The sequence below is a fragment of the Sphingomonas sp. genome, assembly GCF_050725575.1.
In the GTDB taxonomy this organism is placed as follows: Bacteria; Pseudomonadota; Alphaproteobacteria; order Sphingomonadales; family Sphingomonadaceae; genus Sphingomonas.
Window position 1 is genome coordinate 39,334 of the sequence record NZ_JBOHHW010000031.1, and the last position, 20,816, is coordinate 60,149.

Below are 20,816 nucleotides of genomic sequence, written 5' to 3' on the forward strand. Positions count from 1 at the left end.
CTATCGGCCAGCCCGCTCCCCCTCGGGCGATGACGACTTCCCCGCCCCCGAAGTCGTCATCGCCACTTTTTTTCGTCACGTCCCCACGATCGAAATTCGGCAAATCGCCGCAAATCGCCCTTGTCCAGGCTGGCGAATTCCAGTCGTTTTTGGCAAAGCGTGCGACGATGAATCAGCCCCTCACCTCCGCCGCAAATTTCGGCTCGGGCCACCCTTCGGAAGCAATGGTCGAGCATCTCGGGGCGCAGCCCGGCGTGCAGCGCGTGCCCAGCCCAAAGCTGACGCTGTTTCTACGTCGCGGCTTTCTATCGCCCGACCTTTGTGCGGCACTGATCGACCGGATCGAAGCGCAGCGCCGGCCATCGACCATCTCGGACTCGAACGGCGACGCCGCGTTCCGCACCAGCGAAACATGCGACCTGGACAGCGCCGACCCGGTGGTAGCGGAGGTCGATGCGTTGATCATGGCCTTCACAGGACTGGATCCTGCCCATGGCGAGCCGATGCAGGGTCAGCGCTATGCCGTGGGACAGGAGTTCAAGGGCCATACCGACTATTTCGAACCGGCCGGCCTCGATTATCTGAAATATTGCAGCGTGGCGGGGCAGCGCACCTGGACGGTGATGATCTATCTCAACCAGACCGAAGCGGGCGGCGCGACGCGGTTCAAGACAATCGACAAGATCGTCCAGCCCGAGGTGGGGAAACTGCTCGCCTGGAACAATCTGCGCCTCGACGGGACGCCCAATCCCGCGACGATCCATCAGGGCATGAAGGTGCGTTCAGGGGTGAAATATGTCGTGACGAAATGGTTTCGAATGCAGGAATGGAGATAATTCTCCACCCAGGCCGGCCCCTTCCCCGACGTGAAGGGGCCGGTCGAGTTCACAGCTTCGCGGTGATCCCGATCGTGAAGGTGCGCCCCAGGCGGTAGGTATTGACGTCCACCCGCGAGCCATTGCCGAAGGTCTGAAACTCCTGGAATTTCGTGCCGGTCAAGTTGCGCGCCTCCAGCTTCAGCTCGAATTCGGCATCGCCGAACCTGATCCCCTGCCGTCCGACAAGATCGAGCTTGATGCCCGGCTGTTCGACAATATCGGGCAGGAAGCCACCCGACACCGGCCCGCGATTGGTTACGCGCTTGCTGGCGTAGGAAAACAGCAAGGTCAGCTGCGACAACGAGTCCTTCTTTTCAATGGCAAGCTGCGCGTTGACGAGATGATCCGACTGTCCGGTGAGCGGCGCACCGTTGACGAACAACTGATTGGCCGGGACCAGCAACGCGACACCGTTGCCGTTCTGGATTGGGCTCGGCACCAGTTCAGTGCCCGATTTGATCTTCGACTGCGTGTAGGTGTAATTTGCCACCAGCAGCAGTCGGCGATCAGTGAAGAAGCCGCCCAACCCGGCTAGATCGAAATATTTCTGCGCCTCGACTTCTGCGCCATATAGATCGGCGCTCGGCGCATAAGAAAAGCCGGTTTGGAGTGCCGATGTGTCGTTAGGATAGAAGCCGACCTGCTCGATCGGATTCTTGATGTGTTTGTAGAAGGCGGCAGCAGTGATCCGCTGGTCGCGGCCGAAGAACCATTCGTAACGCGCCTCGGCATTGGTCAGCTGCGAATCGACCAATTCCGGGTTACCGAAGAACTGCCGGTCGGAATCGAAATCGCGATAGAGCTGCGGCGCCAGTTCGCGGAACTGGGGACGAGCGATGGTCTTCGATCCGTGCACCCGGAACTGCATGTCGGGCGCGAAATTCCAAGTCACCGTTGCCGCAGGAAGGAAATAATCATTGTTGAGGCTCGCGCCCTGGAACGAGAGGCTGTTTGTCGTGACTTCCTCGAGCGCTTTCTCATAGCGAACGCCAAGCGTCGCGCGTACGCCGTCGATGACCTCACCTTCGACCTGCGCGTAACCGGCATGGATGCGCAATGACGCGGCATAGGCCGCCGCACCGTCCGACCCAGACAGGTTGAACAGCCGGATACAGCCGCCACCGTCATTCGCGGTGCAGCCATTGACCACGCTGTTGATCGACAACAGATAATCGGGCCGCAAAAAGCGCGAGGGCGCGGGCAGCGCACTGCCGTCAAAGGTACGGTATTGATAATTATACCGTGTCGATGTGCGATCGCTGTCGCTGTAATAATAACCCGCAGACAGCTTGATCGGCCGCGCGGTCGGCAATTTATAGCCTAAATCCGCTTGTCCGCTCCACAGATCCTCAGAGAGGCTGCTGAACGCGACATAAGCCGATTCACCCAGGCCGTTGAGCGTGTTTTGATAGGCTTTCGCGTTCTGGTCATAGCGATAGCTGAATGAACGCTCATAGGGAGAGTTGCGCTTGGTGTTGGCGTAGCTGCCGCGCAGGTCGAGCGAGACATCCCCGAATTTGAACTCGCCGACCAGTTGACTGTCGATCAGCTGGCGTTCGAACCAGTTGGTATTCTGCTGCATGATCCGATCGCCGCTGCTGTTCGGATACACCGTCGCGGTACTCAGGCGGCCCTGTTTGAGCGTGTCGTGGATATAAAGGTTGGTCCAGCGGACACGCTGCTCGCCGAAATCGGCGCCAAAGCCGATCAAGCCGTTGGCAACGATCCGGTTATCGGTCAGCACGGTGCGGTAGTCACTGCGCAGCGCGCCTTCGGCGTCGATCGTGTCCTGCTGCACCGCATCGCGCGTGCGAAAGCCATTGCTCACGCTTCCCGAAGCAATCAGCCCGATCCGGGTACTCCCGAGATCGAACGAATGGCCGAGGTTGAGCTCGCCCGAGAAATTGGCCGGCAAATGATCATTCTGTTGCAACAGCGTGGTCGGCGCGTTGGACATTGTCATGATCTGCGCCGAGCTGAACTGTGGTTCAGTCGAGCCCCCCGCCTTGATGAACCCCGGCACGGTCCGCTCACCACTGTCAAAGCCGAGCCAGTCAAGGCTGCCGCCGTCATAGACATAGCCGAGCTGATCGGTGCTGGTGCTGTTATAGGTCGCCGAGGCGCCGAATTCGAGGAAGCTCTCCTCCGGCACTGCCTTGGTCGTCAGATTGATGACGCCGCCGCCGAATTCGGCCGGATAATTCACCGAATAGCTCTTCTGAACCAACGCGCTGGCGACAATGCTGGTCGGAAATATGTCGAGCGGCACGGTGCGGCGCAACGGCTCCGGAGACGGCAGCGGCGACCCGTTGAGCATCGAAGAGGAATAGCGGTCACCAAGACCGCGCACGAAGACAAAGCCATTGCCGACCACGCTGAGGCCGGTCACGCGCTGCAAGGCGCCGGCGATATCGCCTTCGCCTGTCCGCGCAATATCCGCGCTCGACAGGACCGAGACGACCTGAGGCGTCGCCCGGATCGCATTGGGGATGTTGCGTCCGATGACGACGATATCACCGACATCATCAGCGCCCGGCGTCGAAACCTCGACCTGTTCCTGCTCAGCTGCCGGATCCTGACTTGCGTCCGGAGGAGTGGCAGCGGCCGGTGCCGGCGGGGTGGTCGCCTGGGTGCCGGCGGTTTGCGCGATCGCGGCGGGCGCGATCAGGCTGGAAGTGAGGAGCAGCAAGGTGCCGTAGGCGATTGGCTTGGCCATCTTGAAAATATCCGGTGTTCGAGTCCGTACGGCGAAAGCCGGAAGCGGGGTTGAGACCACGCTTCCGGCTTCGCGTTCATGCGGGAAGCGGCTCTCAGGCGCCGTTGCAGGCGAAATAGATCGAGTGGAACACGGGCGGGCCGCGCTCATCGATCGTGGTCGGGACAGCGCCAGTGCCACCCGCCGGGCGAATGGTCGACTTGCCGCCATTCGCTTCCGTGCCGGCAATCATGTTCACGCAGGCGACGGTCGACTTCACGATCCCGTTGACGAACGTATAGTCCGCGCCCCCACGCAAACGGATTGCCGCAGCGGCATTCGCCGTCTGGAGGAAGGTGAAATTGGCAAGCCGGCCAAACTGGCGCGGAAGAAAGTCTTCATTGCCGTTCGAGTCGATCTCGGTCGAGAAGGAATCGGTGGTCGCGCCGATCGTCTTTTGCGCAACGATGAGGAACTGAACCAAGCCCTGCCAGCCCACATCGGTATCCAGGCCATCATCGTCCGAGCCGGTCAGGGCGACATATTTCAGGTTAGTGCGGCCACCGAAGATTTCGATACCGTCATCCGAACTGTTGTGGACCTGGATATGGTCGAGCGTCGTGCCCGAACCGGTGCCGCCAAGCGTGAGGCCCTGAAGCTCATTGCCATCCGAAATGGCAATGCCCGAATAGCGGATCTGAACATATTGCATGGTGCCGCTATTGTCGGTCGCGGTCGCGCCGCCGTAGAGCGCATTGCCGGTGCCCTCGACCACATTCTCGCAATTCGCTGCACCACCGGCAGTACCGGCAACGTTGCAGTTCGAGATCGGTGCGCGACCGGCCAGGATCACGCCGCCCCACTGGCCCTGCGTCGCGTCGCCATTCGATGCCGGGTTGAGATTCTGCTGCGACGTGAAGATGATTGGGTTGGTGGCAGTGCCGACCGCATTGATCGTCGATCCGCGGTTGACCACCAGATAATCATTTGCCGCATCGGAGGAATTTGAGACAATCAGCACGCCCGCCGCGATGTTGAGGGTCGCCGCGGCACCGCCGCCGCCTGCCCCGCCGACATCGACACCGACATCGACGCGACCGTTGATCTGATACGCGACACCGTCGATCTTGGTCAGCGACAGCGTGCCTGAAACCAGCGCGGGCAAGACGCACAGGCGATAATTGTTATTGGTGCCCGCAGCGGTGGTGCCCGCCGGGCACGCGCTTGCCGCCGGAGCCGCAGCGGAGGTCGGCACCGACGAGCAGGATGAACTGGTCGCGCCGAAGTTCGCCGTGCTCGAGTTGCAGGTCCAACCCTGATACCAAGTGTCGCCCGCCGGATTGACCGCACCGATATAGCTGGTGGTGGTGAAGAACGTAGATCCGGCCGGATTGAGCAGCGCCGCGTTATACGGCGTCGCAGTTGCTGCGGCACCGGTCGGCAGGAAGCCGTTGAGGGCGCCGGAACCGGTCAGCACATTGTTGGTACCGGCATTGACCACGGCCAGTTGCTCGTCGCGCGTAACGGTAATGCCGCTCTGCGTTGTTTCGGCGAACGCAGCGATTGCGGACGGTGTCGGCGTTGGTGTCGGGGTCGGTGTGGGGGTCGGAGTCGGCGTTGGCGTGCCGCCACCACCGGGTGATGCCACACCGTTAGCACCGTCGCACGCACTGAGCGCGAGCGCGGCACAGCCGCTGAATAGAACAAGGCTGAGACGCTTGAAGCTGGACATGAAAATCTCCGAATCCGTGGGTATTCACGTTCGGTGGCTCCAGCCCCCGACCCGCCATCGACTCGGTGATCCCCCCGTCGATTGATCGTGCGGGTAGGCGCACTGCGTGACTCGCAAATGCGAATCTGACGACATAATGATGACGATCATGTTTCGTTTGCATGACAAGACGCCCACGCAGCAATGCGCGCGCAGGCTGACATTCGCGGTTCGACGGACCGGAATTACCGAGTTTGGAACGCCGGAGCGGAGGAATGGTGGGCGCGGCAGGGATTGAACCTGCGACCCCACCCGTGTGAAGGGTGATTTACCCGAGAAATGCTTTGTTTTCCGTCAATTGACGGCGAAACGGAGCGCGATAAAATGGGGAACAAAAGGAAATTTGCTGACCATTTGCTGACCACTGATGTTGAGGAGCTCCCTCAATCAGCAGTATGTAATGCGGACTATTTGGCTAACCGCGAGGCTGTTTCCAGGTGGCTACAGACGATCAGCGTCTGCCTCGGAGCGGCTTCACCGTCGGAGATGCTCAGAGAGCATAAGCGGCGTGTCAGCTTGGGTTTACCCAGTGGAATAGCTGCTGTCGTTGTGCGGGAGTATCTGATCTTCATTGGCAGGGCGCCGACGCCTCCCCTGCGCAAGCCCGGTGAGGGCGCGAGAATTTGTGATGAATTCGGGCACTTAAGGACCGGCAGCACAGAGGTGCTGTCATGAGCCTCCGCAAACAGAGACTTCGGCAGAATCCGCGTCAGCTAGAACTCAAATTGCTCTCTCGAGCGATGCGCCAAATGGCCGATGGACTGGCGACATTAGATCCCGATGATACCGAGAGCGTGGAGATCACGCTCTGCAATTATTCCGTGGTCCTTTTGGGCGTCGTCGAGACGTTGGAAGCCATCCTTAGCGATCAAAAGCGAACGGAAAAATCCGATTCTTTCACGCTGCTCTATCGGCCATCCGATCGTGATGCGTGATGATGATCGACACAATTCGCGTCGTCATCCCCGTTGACTGGGGATTCCCTCTATATGGCGGACAGACCATCGTCACAAAATTTCTGGAAGGCGAGGAAATCCGCGATTATTCGGTGCTCAAGCATGCGTGTTTTGAAGGTTCTTACAGTAGCATCATTCATCTTCGGTGCATCGATGGATGCAACCTTGAGCTGTATGGCTCTGTTACGAAGTGGATTTCCGGTCACAATTTGTACGGTTCTATTGATCTATTTAGCATTTTACGCAGAGGTGTTGATCATTTATATTACGGGTCGCTCGCTGAGTATCCGCGTATTTCGGATGATCAGATCCGGTCTGCAAAAATTCAGCGTATCGATATCAACGAGATGTTCGAACTCAACAGCGCCGAAGACGTAAAACTCTATCTCGCAATTGCAGCGGCTCGCACGTCACTATCCCATCGAGGAAAGGGCGCGCTCGCAGAGAACGGCTGCACACTGGCTTGGGGAATGCAGAAGGGCAACCGATCGGCTTGGAAGGTCAAATTCTATGCGAAAGGGCCGGAAGCCCGGGTGGTCCGTAAGGGTAAGTCATCCTTGCCGGGTCAACTGCTGGCCGACCCAGCGACGATGGTTTGGGTGGATCGGCAACTGCGATTAGAATTGGAGCTGCATGGCCGCGAGCTCGATAAACTGGGCGCCAGGTACGTTCGCGATTGGAAGCCCGAAACGGCTATGGATGTGTGGTCCGGGAAAGTAGGGCTATTTTTTTGGGGAGATGAACCCGTGTCGATTGAGCGCAACGCCGACATTCCGCGCAGGGTGCGCAACGCATATGCGGCCTGGCTTCGTGGGGACGATATGACGACGGATTGCAGTCGCTCGACGTACTATCGGATGCGCGGCGAGGTTAAGCGGTTCTTTGGATGCGACATCGCGCTTCCGTCGCCGGCGCAAAAACCGAGCAACGTGGTAGTCTTTCCAGTGAAGAGGGTCCTTGAACTGAAGGTCGCCGATCCGGGCGAAATCGCAAACCGTGTCGAGCGTTTGCTGAGATAAGGGGTGAAGGGGTGAAACCCCTTCGATAGCACTTGGGGCCTCCGGCCCCGCCTCGCCGAGCAATTCGGCTGGGCTGCCAAGCAACGATCATTGTGTTTTATATGCGGGATATTATGTAGCAGATATTGCAGTATTAGCTGATGATGTGAATCGCCACAAAGAATATGGGGACGCGCCTTGCCAGAGGTTGCGTCCCCAATTTCGTTAAGAGCTGCGTAGATGACTCCCGACCACCTTAAAACCCCCCGCGCCTTCTGCGAACAAAGTCGACAAACAACGACGCAATTCAGGGGCCTTAATGGCCTTCCCCGTCATCGCCCTTGATTCCACCGAGCAGCGTGCTCAGAGCGTTCTCGCTGGCACCCTTGGCTAACAGGTTGCGAGCCGAACGGGCTGCCATCGCCGCAAAACTGCTAGCTGTAGCGGCTCGCAATGATGCTCGCGTGGAACTGCAATGAAGGGCGGTCAAAGCAGCAATCCCGCCGCGCGCATATCGTCGGTCAGTTCGTATGCACGAGCCGGATCACGCCCGCCTTTCTCTTATCTTAAAATCAAGTCAGTCCACGAAACCGGCTGCAGCTCACGATCAGCGATTGACGCATCTAGCTTTGCGTGTGCAACTTGCAACTTAACACTGGGGGCTCAGGGATGGTGCAGACTCGTTGGATGATCGCGACAGCGACGGCTGTGATCGGCGCGTGCTTTAGCAACGGCGCAGCAAATGCACGTTTTTTGCAGGTCGATCCTGTGGGATACAAGGATCAGGTCAATCTTTACGCCTATGTGAATAATGACCCCACAAATGGAAAAGACCCGACAGGGCTGTATGAATGTGCAAGTGGGAACGATTGCACTAAGTTCGAGGCTTATCGCCAGGGTCTTATTTCTGCCAGAGACAGCTACAAATCTGATTCCGCCGAATACAAGACACTTAACGCATCTCTGACGGTCATTGGAAATCCCAATACAGCCGGAATTACGATTGCTGAGGGAGGAGTCAATAAAAACTCTTCAGTTTCGGCAACAATGAACAATGCGACGAAAACGATGACTGTATATACCCCCACACTCGAATTGAATGCGAAAATGAGTGGGAATAATACAACAAATTATGGCGCGAGCACAATCGGCCATGAATCCAATCCAGATCATTTCCGCGCGATGGAAACGCGCGCTGATCGTCTTAGTAACGAGGTTGCTGGTTATACGGCGCAAGAAGCCGCTAGCCGCGCCCTCAAAGTGCAGGACGTAACAACCGACTCCGCCTATGGGAAAACAAAAGAAGATAGAATTATGTTTGGTGCCAATGGATCGGTGTATGCGGCCTGCAAAGGCTCGACACATCCTTCTTGTCAGTAAGCAGAAATCAACATGCAGAAAATAATTATAATTTTTATACTATTATCCGCAACGATCGGCTGCGCCCACGGCCAATATCCGCCCATGAGTTCTTCTAGTATTTGTGATGATAAGCCGCATTACGATAGGCAACTTTCTAACGTGACCGTAATACTTAATACGGATATGCATGGAGGATATGTTTCAATTCCGCCGTGTCCGGAAAAAGGCTATTCGGTGGATTTCTCAAAAAGCGACCTTGGTGATATAAAAAATCGCGCGCTCGTTGAAGCGATTTCTCGAAGCGCAGTTCTTCCGGGAAGCCCGATTGAGTTAGTCGTTTCAGGTTACATACGGAAGTTCAACGGAGAGGAAATTCGTGATGTGATGATGATTGAGAAGATAGATTCTTTTAGTCTTAACCGCTGATCTTTTGTGTTCAGTTCTGTGCGACTCTGTATCGTTGCTATTTTCACTTTTTTTGCGCCTACGACATTAAGTGCCGCCCCTTCATCATCGACATTAGCGACCCGGTCGACGCTGACTCGCCCAACATCACAACTCGATTACTACGCCACGATTATCAGCATCGATGGTCTGATCGACCCGACAACCAAACCGGACATAACCAAGGCGATGATCGATCGCTTGGTCGATGCAGCCCGCCAGATGGCAGGCCCAAACCCTACGGACGCCTATAAACTCTCCGCCATCCGCAAGGCGATCTACGTCGCAGGCGCATGGAATTATAATCGCGCGTTCGAATACGATCGGGCCGATCCTTTCGGGAAGGTGCTGACCAATCGCCTGCTTTCCACCTATATACGGACGCGCAAGGGCAATTGCGTGTCGATGCCGATCCTGTTCCTGATCGTGGCTGACCGCATGGGCCTAAACGTCCACCTCGCGACCGCGCCGCTGCATCTGTTCGTCCGCTACACCGATCCGCAAGGCGTCGATCACAATCTCGAAGCAACCAGCGGCGGCCACGAAGCTCGCACCGAGTGGTATCGCGAGAATTTACCGATGACCAATCGGGCGATCGAGAGCGGTGTTTATATGCGGACGCTCACCAAGCGCGAAACGATCGCTGAAATGGCAACCACGGTAATGGATTATCTGCTCGACGAACACCGCTATCAGGAAGCAATCGAGGTTGCCGATGTGATCCTGGCCGTTCTGCCACGCGACGCCTACACGATGGTCAAAAAGGGCAGCGCATTTGCGGGGCAGTTGCAAGTCGAGTTTATCGACAAATACCCCAACCCTGCCCTGATCCCCTCAACGCTTCGCCCTCGCTATCAAATGCTCGCAGCGGCGAACGAAAAGGCATTCAAGGATGCCGAAGCGTTGGGTTGGCAGGAACCGGCGAAATAGGCTTAGCAGGCGGTGGCGTAAGCCTCCCGTTGGCATTGCCGCCGACTGCGCGGTGACGACCGCCATCTGTAGCGGTTCACAATGGTGAACAGCCGGACGCGCAATATTGGGTAGCTTCCGGCTCACATTACCCGAGACGGATAGGCCCGTAGCTTAGCAAGCTAAACAGATGACAGCTTCTAGAGGGCAACGCAGGGAACATCACCAATCGGATCGTTGGCTGTCCGCAAAAAGTGCAGTGTAGTAACACTGCACTTTTGTCTCATTTTTGAGAATTTTTAGGATTTCTGAGCGGCTTCGCGGTCGGTTAGACTGATGTGAATTTCCAGCCCCGCATAACCTGCAATGTGGAATAGGTCTAACAGTGAAAATTCGTTGATCTTGCCCGCTGAAATAGCCGTTACAGCCGGTATAGGGAGCCCCAGCCGTCGCGAAGCCAGTCGCGTCGACACGTTCCAACCCCTGATGTGATCAGCGATGCCTCGTAGCAACACGGAACGTGCCGTCATTTCAGCCACCTCGGCAGGTGTACTGCACAGTGCGTCCCATACGTTCTCGAACTGATTTCCCACAATATTCGTAAATTCCAAATCGGTTCGGTTTTGTTTAGAGCAAGCTAGAGGTAGCTAAAGCGCGCGGATCGTGGCAACTTCACAGCTCCGAACTGTGGCCAAAGCCAACAGGCCAAGCCTAGCACGCCGGCTATCAGGCAGGCTACGGATTGAAATGTGTCGCTTGTCGCGACCGCGAGAATCAGCAGCGTGAGCGCGATTAGAAGCGCTGACGTATTATTCTCTGTAGCTGAGCCAGGCACGGCTGGCTGAATGGTCGGTGGCTGGTAAGCTGTCACAGCATCGAGAAGCTGCTGGAGATGGTCTCGACCAGTGAGCTGCCGCTTGTGCGAAAGCGTCATCGTGTAACTGACCGTCTGGGCTTTTTTGCCAGCAATTTCGGCGAGACCGTCTTGCGTTAAATACTTCTGATCCATCAATTTTTTTATCTGGTCGCGTAGTTCGGTGTTCGATTCCTGTCTGTCCATCGCAGCTCTCCGAAAACAGAATTTTGTATCCAACGTTTATCCAAAGTTATTTTATTGCGCCTGCTCATGCCCGTTAGCAGTCTGGTCTTCTCATGCACTCATGTCGAGTGGAGAGAGATGAAAGGCTGAAACATGCAGTTGCCAATAATCGAGGTGCTCTCAGAGCCGATTAACCGCCGGGGCACCAGTAAAGCGACCGGGAACCCCTACGACATATGGACTCAGGTCGCGTGGCTATATTCCGCCTCGGAACCGCACCCAACGAAGTTTGAACTTCTTGTGAGGGACGGAGCGGTTCTTCCAAAAGGCCGCCTCACCGTTTCATCAGAGTGCTTTTTCGTTGATCGCAACGGGCGATTACAAGTCAATGTTGAACGTGGCTTGGCGACGCTCTCTGCCACCCTTGACGGTCTTCAGCAGCAAATCAAAAGCGATAAATCGGGCGCGGCGACCGCGGCAGCAGCCTGACAGGGCGGTTCGTGCCCATCTTTTTGGAATGCGCGCCTTCGTCTGACAGTTCGACGCAGGCTCCATGCCCGGCGGGCCATACGGTGCAGGCCGTGCAGCGAGATCACCCAGACACGGAAATCATACAGGACTGGGGAGGCATAGCTGCCGGATCAGCAGCGCTGGTCATTGTTTTGTTCGCGACGGGCCTAGGCGCCGGCTGGGTCATTCGCATGTTGAAAGGCTGAAAAATGAATAGGTTGAAGAGTGCGCTGATCACCCTGCCCGCTTTGGCTATTTCCTCGCCCACTTGGGCTCAAACCGCATCTGCCGCTGAAACGGGAGTGACGGCGGGTTTTGCGAAGATCCAGGCCATTGTGGATCTCGCCGTGCCTCTAATGATCGGGATCGCGGCGATAGTTGTCGCAGCGACCTGGGGCCTTCGCATGCTGAAGAAAGCTTGATTTAGCATGATACTTGGGTCCGCCGTCATGATCGGAGTCCTTTCTGCGCTTGCTTTTGTAATCGGCGTCGAAGTGGGATCGCGACTGTGACGGCGGGCTCTCATCAGCTCGCAGAATATCAAAAGATGATGTCAAGGCGCAGCTTTCTGCGATCGGGCTCACTCTTCGCTGTGGTCGTTGCCTCGGGGTCGTGTGGCTTCGTTGCGTCACCGGCGACCGCTCAGGGGAATGCCCCGATGCAGCCGCTTGAATTAGCGTTTGGCTCCACGATCAAAACAACTGCTGGCGTGGCCGGTAACGATCCTCGATTGATCTCCTATTATGGCCGATTTTCTGGAGCCCTCAACGCCTCGGCTCGTGCGCAGGGGGCATCGTGGCTTGGCACGTTCGGGCGTATCGCTAAATCCTCAACTCGGCTGGCTGGCAGGCTTGTTTTCGGGCGCATAGGGATGGCGATCACCGTCGCAGCGATCGTATTCGATGCGGCTGCGACATTGTGGGGCTGGTACGAAGCTGAGCAGGCGGAACGGTCGGCGTTGGCAGCCTGCCCAGTTGGCGGCGCCTGTCGGATCGTGAACGCGTCCGGCGTTACAGAATATTTCACACACACGTTGGAAAGTCAGTCTTCGGTATCAAACTGGTCATTAAGCGGCACGCGCGGCGGGAACCGCTGGAGTTACGTTCAAAATAAAGCCGCTCCCGTTGGCAGTAATTACACCTATGATGTTTGGTGGAAATATACCGGGTCGGGCTTGTTCGATCCAAATTACGTTATCCCAGACCAGAGCATAACAGCCACCACGGGCGGCTTGTCTCCGCAAGCGGTAGAAGATTTGCTTCGCGAGCGTGGCGAGCAAACGCAGCTCGATCGGCAGATGATCGCGAACCTCGTGAACGCTGTGAACGATATGATTCTAGCGGATCCAACGACACCAGCTGACGCGCGGCAAATTGCGCAGACGATACAGGCTAACCCAGCCACCCCGACAACGGTTGGATATACGCCGCTGGTTGAGCCGCGAGTACGCGACCTCATTGGCGTAACGCCAACCGGCAGGCCGATAAGTGTTGGTGATCCTGCTACACAGCCCCCCACTGGCACGGATCCCGGTGGCGGAACGGGGACAGGCACTGGCACGATAGACATGTCGGTTCCAGTCGCGCCGGATTGGCCGACGATAACGCCGATCGACTGGTGGCCGTCGCCATTTGTTCCTCCAGTATTGAGCGCGTCATGCACGAACCCGGGTGGTTCACTGGCTTCGCTGGGGAATGTCACAATTCCACTATGCGAAATGGTGGATCGGATGGCTCCGGTTTTGAGGCCGGTTGTTGCCGGAGCCTCATTAGTCTCCGCTGGAAAAATCATTCTCGATATTTGATCGGATCGACAATGGGTGCTGTATTAGCATGGTTCTCTCGGTTCTTCCTCGTTACAACTCTTACGGAAGTATTTAAGCGCGCCACCATTTTTCTAACATTTAACATCATTCTGGCGTTCGCATTGAACTACATTACAAATCATAGTTTCAATGTCTCGATATTTTCACTTGGCGCGGCAGTGTCCGGAATGTTGGCAGGCCTTCCGCCATTTGTCGTCTATGTCATGGCTCAGCTACAGATCGCTCAAGCGTTATTTGTGATTCTGAATGCCTATTTAGCTCGGTTCGCCTATCGGCTCGTGTTCAAGAGTATGGGTGCGGCCTGATGGCACTGTCCATCTATGTCGGCCCTCCTGGGAGCGGAAAGACGTATAACGCAGTTGAGAGCGTTGCGGTGCCTGCTGCCAGATCTGGGCGTACCATCATCACAAATATCAGGGGTATCGTTCCGGAAATCTGGTCTGACCGCCTCGGTTGCGACACCGATAAGATCGTCGTCGTTGACGATGAGTGGTTCAAAAACGAGGCGCATTATCCGAAGATGGGTGAGCAATTGTTGGGAGGCATTCCGAGCGGGGCATTGGTCCTCGTTGACGAGGCCTACACGGTGTTTCCACCTGGAAACATTTTAACTTCCCGTATGATTGAGTGGGTTAGGACCCACCGGCATTTCGTATCAGATGGTGGCGTTGCGACCGATTTGGTCCTCATCTCGCAGGACGTGATGAGCATCCACCCGCGCGTAAGATCATGTGTCGAATATGTCAGCGCCGTTCGAAATCTCCGGCACGTAGGATTCGGAAAACGCTTCCGGGTTGACGTCTATGGCAGCTGGCGAATGACTAAGAGCACATTCATTGGTCAGACCTTCCATAAATACGACAACAGCGTCTTCGATCTCTATAAGAGCTTCGAAGCCGAAGGTGCAGCAAAGGTTGTATTCACCGACAAAAAGCAACGAGCGATAAAGACGAGGCATATCATTTTTCTATTATTTGCATCTCTTCTTGTCGGTTATGCCGCAACGCGCATTTCGACAGCAGTTCACGCACTTAAGGCAAGCGAAATTGGCAATCAATCACTGCCTGTTCCTTTAATTGTCGCGGCAAGACCGTTCAATGCCACCGCCGCATGCGCAACGGTAGGCGGGGTCATAATCGACATCGAGTCAAAAGAGGGGTTTTTCGATGGAGGCTGGAAGAAGGTTCAGGTCATGGGCGATGGCTCTTGGCGGCTCGGCGATGTGTGCACTTTCTACCCCGGCGATGGCGGGCGAAATGGTCGTACAGGCCGTGCCGGTTCGTGATTTTATGCAGGCTCTAGCTCCTCGTGTTGGCATCCGTTTTCGCGCCTGCGGTAGCGCAAGGATCACTGGTCGGTTTTTCGTAGAGGTTGCTGCCGATTTGGAGCATGCAATTCGCGAGGCCGGTCGCCAGCTGACGTTCGCTCTCGATGGTACCTGGCTGGTCGATTGCTCAGCGGCGAATCAGATCGCAAATGATCCAGCCAGTAGCTACGTACCCTCTCCATCCCCCCAGGAAGCGCTCAGAGACGGCGTGAGCATTGCGCTCGGTTCGACCACGGACAGCGAGCGTCGCGCGCCCTATCAGCCGCAATTGGTCGCGCCAGGTCAGCGAGTTGACGACACGTATCGAACCGTGAGCACCAGATATTATGGTCGTAGCAAATTCGATCCGCTGAGCGCACTCGGCTTGAAGGTTCTTGGCGATCCTGATGTGCCAGGACCGCTGATGCTTGTTGGCGCAGCCAGCATTGTCGCGGTTGCAGAAAATTATGTGAGATCAGTCGATATTTGCCCTCGCCAGCTCCGCCTGGAGGCAACAGTCGTCACGCGATCGGGAACGGGAAAGCGCGATCGGTCGATGGGGTTGCGGCTCGGAAATCGAAGGATCGGGTTTGGTACGGCGGGGACAGCGGACAGTGGGTTGAATTTTCCGCTGTTGTCGGCCTTTCTGAAGGCGAACCGGGGAATTTTCGAAGCAGCTACGAACGCAACGTTTCGTGGGCGCGTGCTGGAAGGGTCACAGCTTAAGCTGACAGATGGGCAAGACGTGCCTGTGCGCGCTGCCACCTCTGTAACGGATCGGGAAACGCGGCAGGACGTCATTTACCGTACTGCGGGACATCAGTTGATCGTCAAACCCGTATCGCTCGATGATACCGAGGCCGTGTTAATGGTTGATCATAGCATATCAGCGTTATCCACGGCATCGGACCTCGGCCCATCTTTTTCAACGCGCTCGACCTCATCTCTACTTCGTGTCCGTTATCGTGAGCCAATCATTCTTTCGATTTCCGGTGCTGACACTGCAAGGCGTGAAAAAAGCCGGGGCATTTTGTCGCGATCTGATGCGCTCGAATCTGCGAATTCCGGCGCGTTTCTTCTTCTCGCAGTCGATCTCGATCGCTGCGGCGCAGCCGTAGGCGAAGACGTGCAGCCGAAGGCTGCGCCGCAGCGATCGTTGGTCCAATGAACGGAGTGCCGGGGGAAGCGCAGATGGGTGAGATTTCGCGTCTGGCGCGGCGTTGCCGTAGCGCAATCTGCAATGAAACGGGTGTCCGGATGTCTCTGGATGACCTTCGCACCCTGATTGAAATTGGGGCGTGGCAGTTGATTACCGATGCTGAAACCGAGGAACTCAAGAGCAAATGGCCCGCGAAGACTCGCCTTTTGAATACGGTGAATTCTGGCTCGACAAGCGCAGAGATGGCAAGTCGTCCGATATCTGGCAGATCGCCCGATACGAGGCCCGGTCTCGATCGGTCATCTATAAAAGCACTCGCGAGCGGGAGGTAAAGGATGCCAAGCCCAAGCTCATCGCCCATGAGGAAAGGGAGCGGGCCAAGGGTAGTCAGCGCTCAACCGAAGCGCGCGTCATCCCCCTACTCTTCACCTATTGGGATGAGAAAGGCCGGCACAACGTCAATCACGATCAAACTGGCCGCAGCCTGCGTACCTTCATCGCGTTCCTATTCGATGATGATGTCGGGGCGAATGCCGTCGTGACCGATATGACGCCTGTCGTGTTCGAGCGCTTCCGCAGTTGGCGGATGGGGCCACACGCCTTTCAGACCGACTGGGACGGCCGGGAGTTTGATTATGATTCGCCCGGTGTCTCCGGCGATACGGTCGCGCGCAACCTCAATGACGTCCGCGCCGCGATCAATCACGCCAAGGACAACATGCGGATCGATCTGGCGCCGAAGATCAAAACGGTTGCCGAAGAACATTTGAACCCGCTGCGCGAGCGGATCCTCACTGAGGACGAGTTGGCGCGGATCGTCTGGTACGCATCTCACTTCCCTGCGCTATTCAGATTTGTGCTGCTCCAGGGCACGACCAGTGTTCGGCCCGACGCGGCGAAGAAATTCAACCCGCTGGCGCAGTACGACGATCGCTGGAAGCTTATCGACCTGCAGCCCGAGGCTCTAGCGCGGACCAAAAAGCGGAATGCGGTAATCCCGGCGATTCGGCCAATGCAGGTCGTGCTGCGCGCATGGCAGCGGGACGCCTATCATCCAGTGGATTCGAACAAGACGGCATGGCGGACCATGCGACGCGTGCTGGACCTGTCAGATAACGTTTTCCCTAAGACGATTCGCCACACGATCGCGACCTGGCTCTACGAGGACGAGGATGTTCCTGAGCGCCAGATATCGGAATTGCTAGGGCATGAGGGCAATCTGAAGCGCACTTCGAAGCTCTACGCCAAGTATCGACCGGAGAAGTTGGGTAAGGTCGTAGCGGCGCTGACCACTATCTGGATCCGCACATCGCGCGATGTGAGGGCCTATTCTGCTGACCATTTGCTGACCAAAGGTACAAAGGGGAAATGGAAAGTAGTTGACCGAGATATATAAAAAGCACAAAAAACCTAGGGAAATGAGGCATTTCCGCAATGGTGGGCGCGGCAAGGATTGAACTTGCGACCCCACCCGTGTGAAGGGTGTGCTCTACCACTGAGCTACGCGCCCATCGCATCATCGCGACGGATATAGTGTTACGGCATCCTCCCTGGAGGGCCGCGAACGCAACAGGGCGACGTTTACCGCCGCCCTGTTAGCTGTGCCTTAAGACAGCCGACCGGGGCTTGTCCAGCCCCGGTCGGTCAATCAAATAACGTCGATCAGTTGACCGCGTCCTTGAGGCCCTTGCCGGCCTTGAACTTCGGCTGCGACGACGCCTTGATCGTCATCGGCTCTCCGGTGCGCGGATTGCGCCCCGTCGAGGCCTTGCGCTTGCTCACCGAGAAAGTGCCGAAGCCAACCAGGCGAACTTCATCGCCCTTCTTCAGCGAATTGGAAATCGCATCGAAAACCGCCTCGACCGCCTTGCTGGCATCACCCTTGCTCAGCCCGGACGCGTCGGCGACGGTGCCGATCAGTTCTTGCTTGTTCATGCCTACAGACCCCCGTTTACAGATTACACCAACTTGAATGATTCACGGCGCGAAAGCCGGTGGCGCAGTAAGGCGGGTCGAACGGTGCCTGTCAAAGCAAAACGTCATCAAACTGCATCGAATGCGGCGGGATTATGGTGCGATCTCTGTAAAACAGTCTCAATGGTGCACTCCGCCGCCGATCGGCGCCACCCCCGCAGGCGGTAGCGCGGCAAGTTCATCGGCTTCGCTCCAGTCGATCGCGGTCAGCGGATCGGTCAGCGCGAGACGCAACACCTCATCGACATGCGCGACGGGGATGATCGTCAACCCTTCGCGGATGTTCGTCGGAATCTCGACCAGATCCTTCTCGTTCTCGGCCGGGATCAGCACGGTCTTGATGCCCCCACGAAGGGCAGCGAGCAGTTTCTCCCTGAGCCCGCCGATCGGCAGCACGCGTCCGCGCAGCGTTACCTCGCCGGTCATCGCGATATCGCGCCGCACCGGCACGCCGGTCAGTGTCGACACGATTGCGGTGACGATGCCGATGCCGGCCGACGGACCGTCCTTCGGCACTGCGCCCTCGGGCAGATGGATATGGAGATCCTTGCGCGCAAAGATACTCGGCTTGATGCCGTAGCTCGGCGCGCGCGCCTTGATGAAGCTGAGCGCGGTTTCGATCGATTCCTTCATCACGTCGCCGAGCTTGCCGGTGACCTTCGCACCGCCCTTGCCGGGCACGGTGACGCTTTCGATCGTCAGCAATTCGCCGCCGACCTCAGTCCAGGCGAGACCGGTAACGGCACCGATCTGGTTCTCTTCCTCGCTCAGTCCGTAGCGATACTTCTTCACACCGGCAAAATCGGCGAGATTGTCGGGCGTGACGGTCACGCTTGTCACCTTGCCTTCGAGAATCTGGCGCAACGCCTTGCGCGCCAGCCGCGCGATCTCGCGCTCCAGCGTGCGGACACCCGCTTCCCGCGTATAATATTGGATCAGCGCACGCAGGCCCTCAGTGGTCAGCGTGAACTCGCCGGCCTTCAGGCCATGAGCCTCGATCTGCTTCTCGATCAGATGACGCTGCGCGATCTCGACCTTCTCATCCTCGGTATAACCCTCGAGGCGGATGATCTCCATCCGGTCAAGCAAAGGCTGAGGCAGGTTGAGCGTGTTCGCGGTGGTCACGAACATCACATCGGACAGGTCGATATCGAGCTCCAGATAATGGTCCTGGAACTTCGAATTCTGCTCCGGATCGAGCACTTCGAGCAGAGCCGAGGCAGGATCCCCACGGAAATCCTGGCCGAGCTTGTCGATTTCATCGAGCAGGAACAGCGGGTTCGACGTGCCGGCCTTTTTCAGATTGGTGACGATCTTGCCCGGCAGCGAGCCGATATAAGTGCGGCGATGACCGCGAATCTCGGCTTCGTCGCGCACGCCGCCCAATGACTGGCGGATGAACTCGCGCCCGGTCGCCTTGGCGATCGATTTGCCGAGCGAGGTCTTGCCCACGCCAGGGGGGCCGACGAGGCACAGGATCGGCCCCTTCAGCTTGTTGGTGCGTGCCTGGACCGCGAGATATTCGACGATCCGGTCCTTGACCTTCTCCAGTGCATAATGATCTTCGTCCAGGATCGCCTGCGCCGCCGCAATGTCCTTCTTGATCTTGGACTTCTTGCCCCAGGGTAAGCCAAGCAGCACATCGAGATAGTTGCGGATGACGGTCGCCTCGGCCGACATCGGCGCCATCGACTTCAGCTTCTTGAGCTCGCCGGTCGCTTTGGTGCGCGCCTCCTTGGACAGCTTGAGCGTCGCGATCTTCTGGGTCAGCTCGGCGATCTCGTCGCCCTCGCCTTCCTCGCCCTCGTTACCGAGTTCGCGCTGGATCGCCTTCAACTGCTCGTTGAGATAATATTCGCGCTGCGTCTTCTCCATCTGGCGCTTGACGCGGCTCTTGATCTTCTTCTCGACCTGCAGGACGCCGAGTTCGCCTTCCATGAAGGCGAATGCCATCTCCAGCCGCTTGGCCGGATCGACCTCGACCAGCAGCGACTGCTTGTCGGACACCTTGACCGAGATGTTCGCGGCAACCGCATCGGCGAGGCGCGACGCGTCCTCGATTTCATTGAGTTGCACCGCGGTTTCGGCGGGCAGCTTGCGGTTGAGCTTGGCGTAATTCTCGAACTGATCGATCACCGAGCGCATCAGCGCTGAAACCTCATTGCCCTCGGCAACGGCTTCCTCGACCGGCAATACGGTTGCGGTCAGATAACCATCGGTTTCGCTCAGCACATCGAGCGAGGCGCGGGTCTTGCCCTCGACCAGCACGCGCACGGTACCGTCAGGCAGCTTCAGCAACTGCAGCACGGTGGCGGTCACGCCGATATCGTACAGATCGTCGCGAACCGGATCGTCTTCCGACGGATCGAGTTGTGCGACGAGAAAGATTTCCTTGTCGGCGTTCATCGCCGCTTCCAGCGCCGCAACGGACTTGTCGCGGCCGACGAACAGCGGCACGATCATGTGCGGGAACACGACGATGTCGCGCAACGGCAAGACGGGGTAGGATTGGGTCATGAATACTCCGGGGGCGCCTGAACGCGGCGCCGGTCCACCCTTATATGGTGATGGTTGCCGATCCATCAATCGTGCGATTTACACGACGCGTCGAACTGTGCTGGGCGGCACTCTCGCGATGCTCCCGGCCATCGCGGTGGCGCGCGGACTCCCCGACGATCCCGTGGCCCGCACCGCCTCGGCAATGGGCGGACAACGCATGCTCGATCGGATCACCGCAATCGCCTGGGTGGGCGCAGCGGAAGTGGTGACGCCTGAACGGACGCTTCGGCTCGGCATGCGCACGCGTGTCGAACCGTTCGTGCGTGCGCGGTCGGATAGCTGGATCATCAAGGAAGGAACCGCCGCGACTCGCTCGCTGATCATCGAACCCGATGGCGGCTGGGGCCAAGCTCCTCGCCGCGCATCCAGGCCTGCCGCCGGTCAGCTTCGAAACGGATCCGACCGGTCGCCTGAGCGCCGCCAATTATACC

19 protein-coding genes, 1 tRNA gene and 1 pseudogene are annotated in these 20,816 nt (G+C 57.5%); 14 read left to right on the top strand and 7 right to left on the bottom strand.

Annotated elements, in window-relative coordinates; translation table 11 throughout:
* Positions 1 to 167: 167 nt before the first annotated feature.
* A complete protein-coding gene (locus ACRECS_RS18500; RefSeq protein WP_431584417.1) occupies positions 168 to 836 on the top strand; it encodes a prolyl hydroxylase family protein in 669 nt (222 codons plus the stop codon).
* A 49-nt stretch (positions 837 to 885) separates the two neighbouring features.
* Here the strand turns inward: ACRECS_RS18500 and ACRECS_RS18505 are convergent, their stop codons facing one another.
* Together ACRECS_RS18505 and ACRECS_RS18510 are read right to left on the bottom strand one after the other, a co-directional pair.
* Positions 886 to 3,594, bottom strand: a complete 2,709-nt coding sequence (locus ACRECS_RS18505; protein WP_431584418.1) for a TonB-dependent receptor domain-containing protein — start codon at positions 3,592 to 3,594, stop codon at positions 886 to 888.
* Between the two features lie 94 nt (positions 3,595 to 3,688).
* A complete protein-coding gene (locus ACRECS_RS18510) occupies positions 3,689 to 5,305 on the bottom strand; it encodes a hypothetical protein (protein WP_431584419.1) in 1,617 nt (538 codons plus the stop codon).
* Positions 5,306 to 6,015: 710 nt separating this feature from the next.
* On the opposite strand from ACRECS_RS18510, the gene ACRECS_RS18515 reads away from it, so the two are divergent.
* From ACRECS_RS18515 to ACRECS_RS18535, 5 genes are all read left to right on the top strand, one after another.
* Positions 6,016 to 6,279: a hypothetical protein gene (locus ACRECS_RS18515; RefSeq protein WP_431584420.1), complete on the top strand. Its 264-nt coding sequence runs from the start codon at positions 6,016 to 6,018 to the stop codon at positions 6,277 to 6,279.
* Positions 6,279 to 7,319 carry a phage/plasmid replication protein, II/X family gene (locus ACRECS_RS18520; RefSeq protein WP_431584421.1) on the top strand — a complete coding sequence of 347 codons (1,041 nt, stop codon included), beginning with the start codon at positions 6,279 to 6,281 and terminating at the stop codon, positions 7,317 to 7,319. The genes ACRECS_RS18515 and ACRECS_RS18520 overlap by 1 nt, the downstream gene beginning before the upstream one ends.
* A gap of 648 nt (positions 7,320 to 7,967) precedes the next feature.
* Positions 7,968 to 8,678: an RHS repeat-associated core domain-containing protein gene (locus ACRECS_RS18525; RefSeq protein ID WP_431584422.1), complete on the top strand. Its 711-nt coding sequence runs from the start codon at positions 7,968 to 7,970 to the stop codon at positions 8,676 to 8,678.
* 12 nt (positions 8,679 to 8,690) lie between these two features.
* Complete coding sequence (locus ACRECS_RS18530) at positions 8,691 to 9,086, top strand: hypothetical protein (protein ID WP_431584423.1); 396 nt, start codon at positions 8,691 to 8,693, stop codon at positions 9,084 to 9,086.
* Between the two features lie 6 nt (positions 9,087 to 9,092).
* Complete coding sequence (locus ACRECS_RS18535; RefSeq protein WP_431584424.1) at positions 9,093 to 10,034, top strand: transglutaminase family protein; 942 nt, start codon at positions 9,093 to 9,095, stop codon at positions 10,032 to 10,034.
* Positions 10,035 to 10,312: 278 nt separating this feature from the next.
* Here the strand turns inward: ACRECS_RS18535 and ACRECS_RS18540 are convergent, their stop codons facing one another.
* Together ACRECS_RS18540 and ACRECS_RS18545 are read right to left on the bottom strand one after the other, a co-directional pair.
* Positions 10,313 to 10,606: a helix-turn-helix domain-containing protein gene (locus tag ACRECS_RS18540; protein ID WP_431584435.1), complete on the bottom strand. Its 294-nt coding sequence runs from the start codon at positions 10,604 to 10,606 to the stop codon at positions 10,313 to 10,315.
* 44 nt (positions 10,607 to 10,650) lie between these two features.
* A complete protein-coding gene (locus ACRECS_RS18545; RefSeq protein ID WP_431584425.1) occupies positions 10,651 to 11,073 on the bottom strand; it encodes a hypothetical protein in 423 nt (140 codons plus the stop codon).
* A gap of 132 nt (positions 11,074 to 11,205) precedes the next feature.
* Here ACRECS_RS18545 and ACRECS_RS18550 point away from each other — a divergent pair, with 132 nt between their 5' ends.
* From ACRECS_RS18550 to ACRECS_RS18580, 7 genes are all read left to right on the top strand, one after another.
* Positions 11,206 to 11,541 carry a hypothetical protein gene (locus ACRECS_RS18550; protein ID WP_431584426.1) on the top strand — a complete coding sequence of 112 codons (336 nt, stop codon included), beginning with the start codon at positions 11,206 to 11,208 and terminating at the stop codon, positions 11,539 to 11,541.
* A gap of 230 nt (positions 11,542 to 11,771) precedes the next feature.
* A complete protein-coding gene (locus tag ACRECS_RS18555) occupies positions 11,772 to 11,984 on the top strand; it encodes a hypothetical protein (RefSeq protein WP_431584427.1) in 213 nt (70 codons plus the stop codon).
* A gap of 236 nt (positions 11,985 to 12,220) precedes the next feature.
* Positions 12,221 to 13,366 (top strand): hypothetical protein, encoded by a 1,146-nt coding sequence (locus ACRECS_RS18560; protein ID WP_431584428.1) that lies wholly within the window; start codon positions 12,221 to 12,223, stop codon positions 13,364 to 13,366.
* 11 nt (positions 13,367 to 13,377) lie between these two features.
* Entirely contained in the window at positions 13,378 to 13,692 is a 315-nt protein-coding gene (locus ACRECS_RS18565; protein ID WP_431584429.1) for a hypothetical protein, read from the top strand.
* A complete protein-coding gene (locus ACRECS_RS18570) occupies positions 13,692 to 14,672 on the top strand; it encodes a zonular occludens toxin domain-containing protein (RefSeq protein ID WP_431584430.1) in 981 nt (326 codons plus the stop codon). Before ACRECS_RS18565 ends, ACRECS_RS18570 begins: the two co-directional genes overlap by 1 nt.
* The gene (locus ACRECS_RS18575) at positions 14,644 to 15,861 is read left to right on the top strand and encodes a hypothetical protein (RefSeq protein WP_431584431.1); all 1,218 of its coding nucleotides are present in this window, start codon (positions 14,644 to 14,646) and stop codon (positions 15,859 to 15,861) included. The genes ACRECS_RS18570 and ACRECS_RS18575 overlap by 29 nt, the downstream gene beginning before the upstream one ends.
* A 175-nt stretch (positions 15,862 to 16,036) precedes the next feature.
* Complete coding sequence (locus tag ACRECS_RS18580; RefSeq protein WP_431584432.1) at positions 16,037 to 17,248, top strand: tyrosine-type recombinase/integrase; 1,212 nt, start codon at positions 16,037 to 16,039, stop codon at positions 17,246 to 17,248.
* A gap of 39 nt (positions 17,249 to 17,287) precedes the next feature.
* Here ACRECS_RS18580 and ACRECS_RS18585 read toward each other — a convergent pair.
* From ACRECS_RS18585 to lon, 3 genes are all read right to left on the bottom strand, one after another.
* Positions 17,288 to 17,362 (bottom strand) — tRNA-Val (locus ACRECS_RS18585).
* Positions 17,363 to 17,514: 152 nt separating this feature from the next.
* Positions 17,515 to 17,787 carry an HU family DNA-binding protein gene (locus tag ACRECS_RS18590; protein WP_187763217.1) on the bottom strand — a complete coding sequence of 91 codons (273 nt, stop codon included), beginning with the start codon at positions 17,785 to 17,787 and terminating at the stop codon, positions 17,515 to 17,517.
* Between the two features lie 159 nt (positions 17,788 to 17,946).
* Complete coding sequence (gene lon, locus ACRECS_RS18595; RefSeq protein WP_431584433.1) at positions 17,947 to 20,343, bottom strand: endopeptidase La; 2,397 nt, start codon at positions 20,341 to 20,343, stop codon at positions 17,947 to 17,949.
* Between the two features lie 118 nt (positions 20,344 to 20,461).
* Here lon and ACRECS_RS18600 point away from each other — a divergent pair.
* Positions 20,462 to 20,816, top strand: a pseudogene (locus tag ACRECS_RS18600) (hypothetical protein); the annotation flags it as partial.

Excerpts from the sequence above, each read along its gene's own strand:
- ACRECS_RS18500 (WP_431584417.1), top strand. The coding sequence starts at position 168 with ATGAATCAGCCCCTCACCTCCGCCGCAAATTTCGGCTCGGGCCACCCT.
- ACRECS_RS18505 (WP_431584418.1), bottom strand. The coding sequence starts at position 3,594 with ATGGCCAAGCCAATCGCCTACGGCACCTTGCTGCTCCTCACTTCCAGC.
- ACRECS_RS18510 (WP_431584419.1), bottom strand. The coding sequence starts at position 5,305 with ATGTCCAGCTTCAAGCGTCTCAGCCTTGTTCTATTCAGCGGCTGTGCC.
- ACRECS_RS18515 (WP_431584420.1), top strand. The coding sequence starts at position 6,016 with ATGAGCCTCCGCAAACAGAGACTTCGGCAGAATCCGCGTCAGCTAGAA.
- ACRECS_RS18520 (WP_431584421.1), top strand. The coding sequence starts at position 6,279 with ATGATGATCGACACAATTCGCGTCGTCATCCCCGTTGACTGGGGATTC.
- ACRECS_RS18525 (WP_431584422.1), top strand. The coding sequence starts at position 7,968 with ATGGTGCAGACTCGTTGGATGATCGCGACAGCGACGGCTGTGATCGGC.
- ACRECS_RS18530 (WP_431584423.1), top strand. The coding sequence starts at position 8,691 with ATGCAGAAAATAATTATAATTTTTATACTATTATCCGCAACGATCGGC.
- ACRECS_RS18545 (WP_431584425.1), bottom strand. The coding sequence starts at position 11,073 with ATGGACAGACAGGAATCGAACACCGAACTACGCGACCAGATAAAAAAA.
- ACRECS_RS18550 (WP_431584426.1), top strand. The coding sequence starts at position 11,206 with ATGCAGTTGCCAATAATCGAGGTGCTCTCAGAGCCGATTAACCGCCGG.
- ACRECS_RS18555 (WP_431584427.1), top strand. The coding sequence starts at position 11,772 with ATGAATAGGTTGAAGAGTGCGCTGATCACCCTGCCCGCTTTGGCTATT.
- ACRECS_RS18560 (WP_431584428.1), top strand. The coding sequence starts at position 12,221 with ATGCAGCCGCTTGAATTAGCGTTTGGCTCCACGATCAAAACAACTGCT.
- ACRECS_RS18565 (WP_431584429.1), top strand. The coding sequence starts at position 13,378 with ATGGGTGCTGTATTAGCATGGTTCTCTCGGTTCTTCCTCGTTACAACT.
- ACRECS_RS18570 (WP_431584430.1), top strand. The coding sequence starts at position 13,692 with ATGGCACTGTCCATCTATGTCGGCCCTCCTGGGAGCGGAAAGACGTAT.
- ACRECS_RS18575 (WP_431584431.1), top strand. The coding sequence starts at position 14,644 with ATGGTCGTACAGGCCGTGCCGGTTCGTGATTTTATGCAGGCTCTAGCT.
- ACRECS_RS18580 (WP_431584432.1), top strand. The coding sequence starts at position 16,037 with ATGGCCCGCGAAGACTCGCCTTTTGAATACGGTGAATTCTGGCTCGAC.
- ACRECS_RS18590 (WP_187763217.1), bottom strand. The coding sequence starts at position 17,787 with ATGAACAAGCAAGAACTGATCGGCACCGTCGCCGACGCGTCCGGGCTG.
- lon (WP_431584433.1), bottom strand. The coding sequence starts at position 20,343 with ATGACCCAATCCTACCCCGTCTTGCCGTTGCGCGACATCGTCGTGTTC.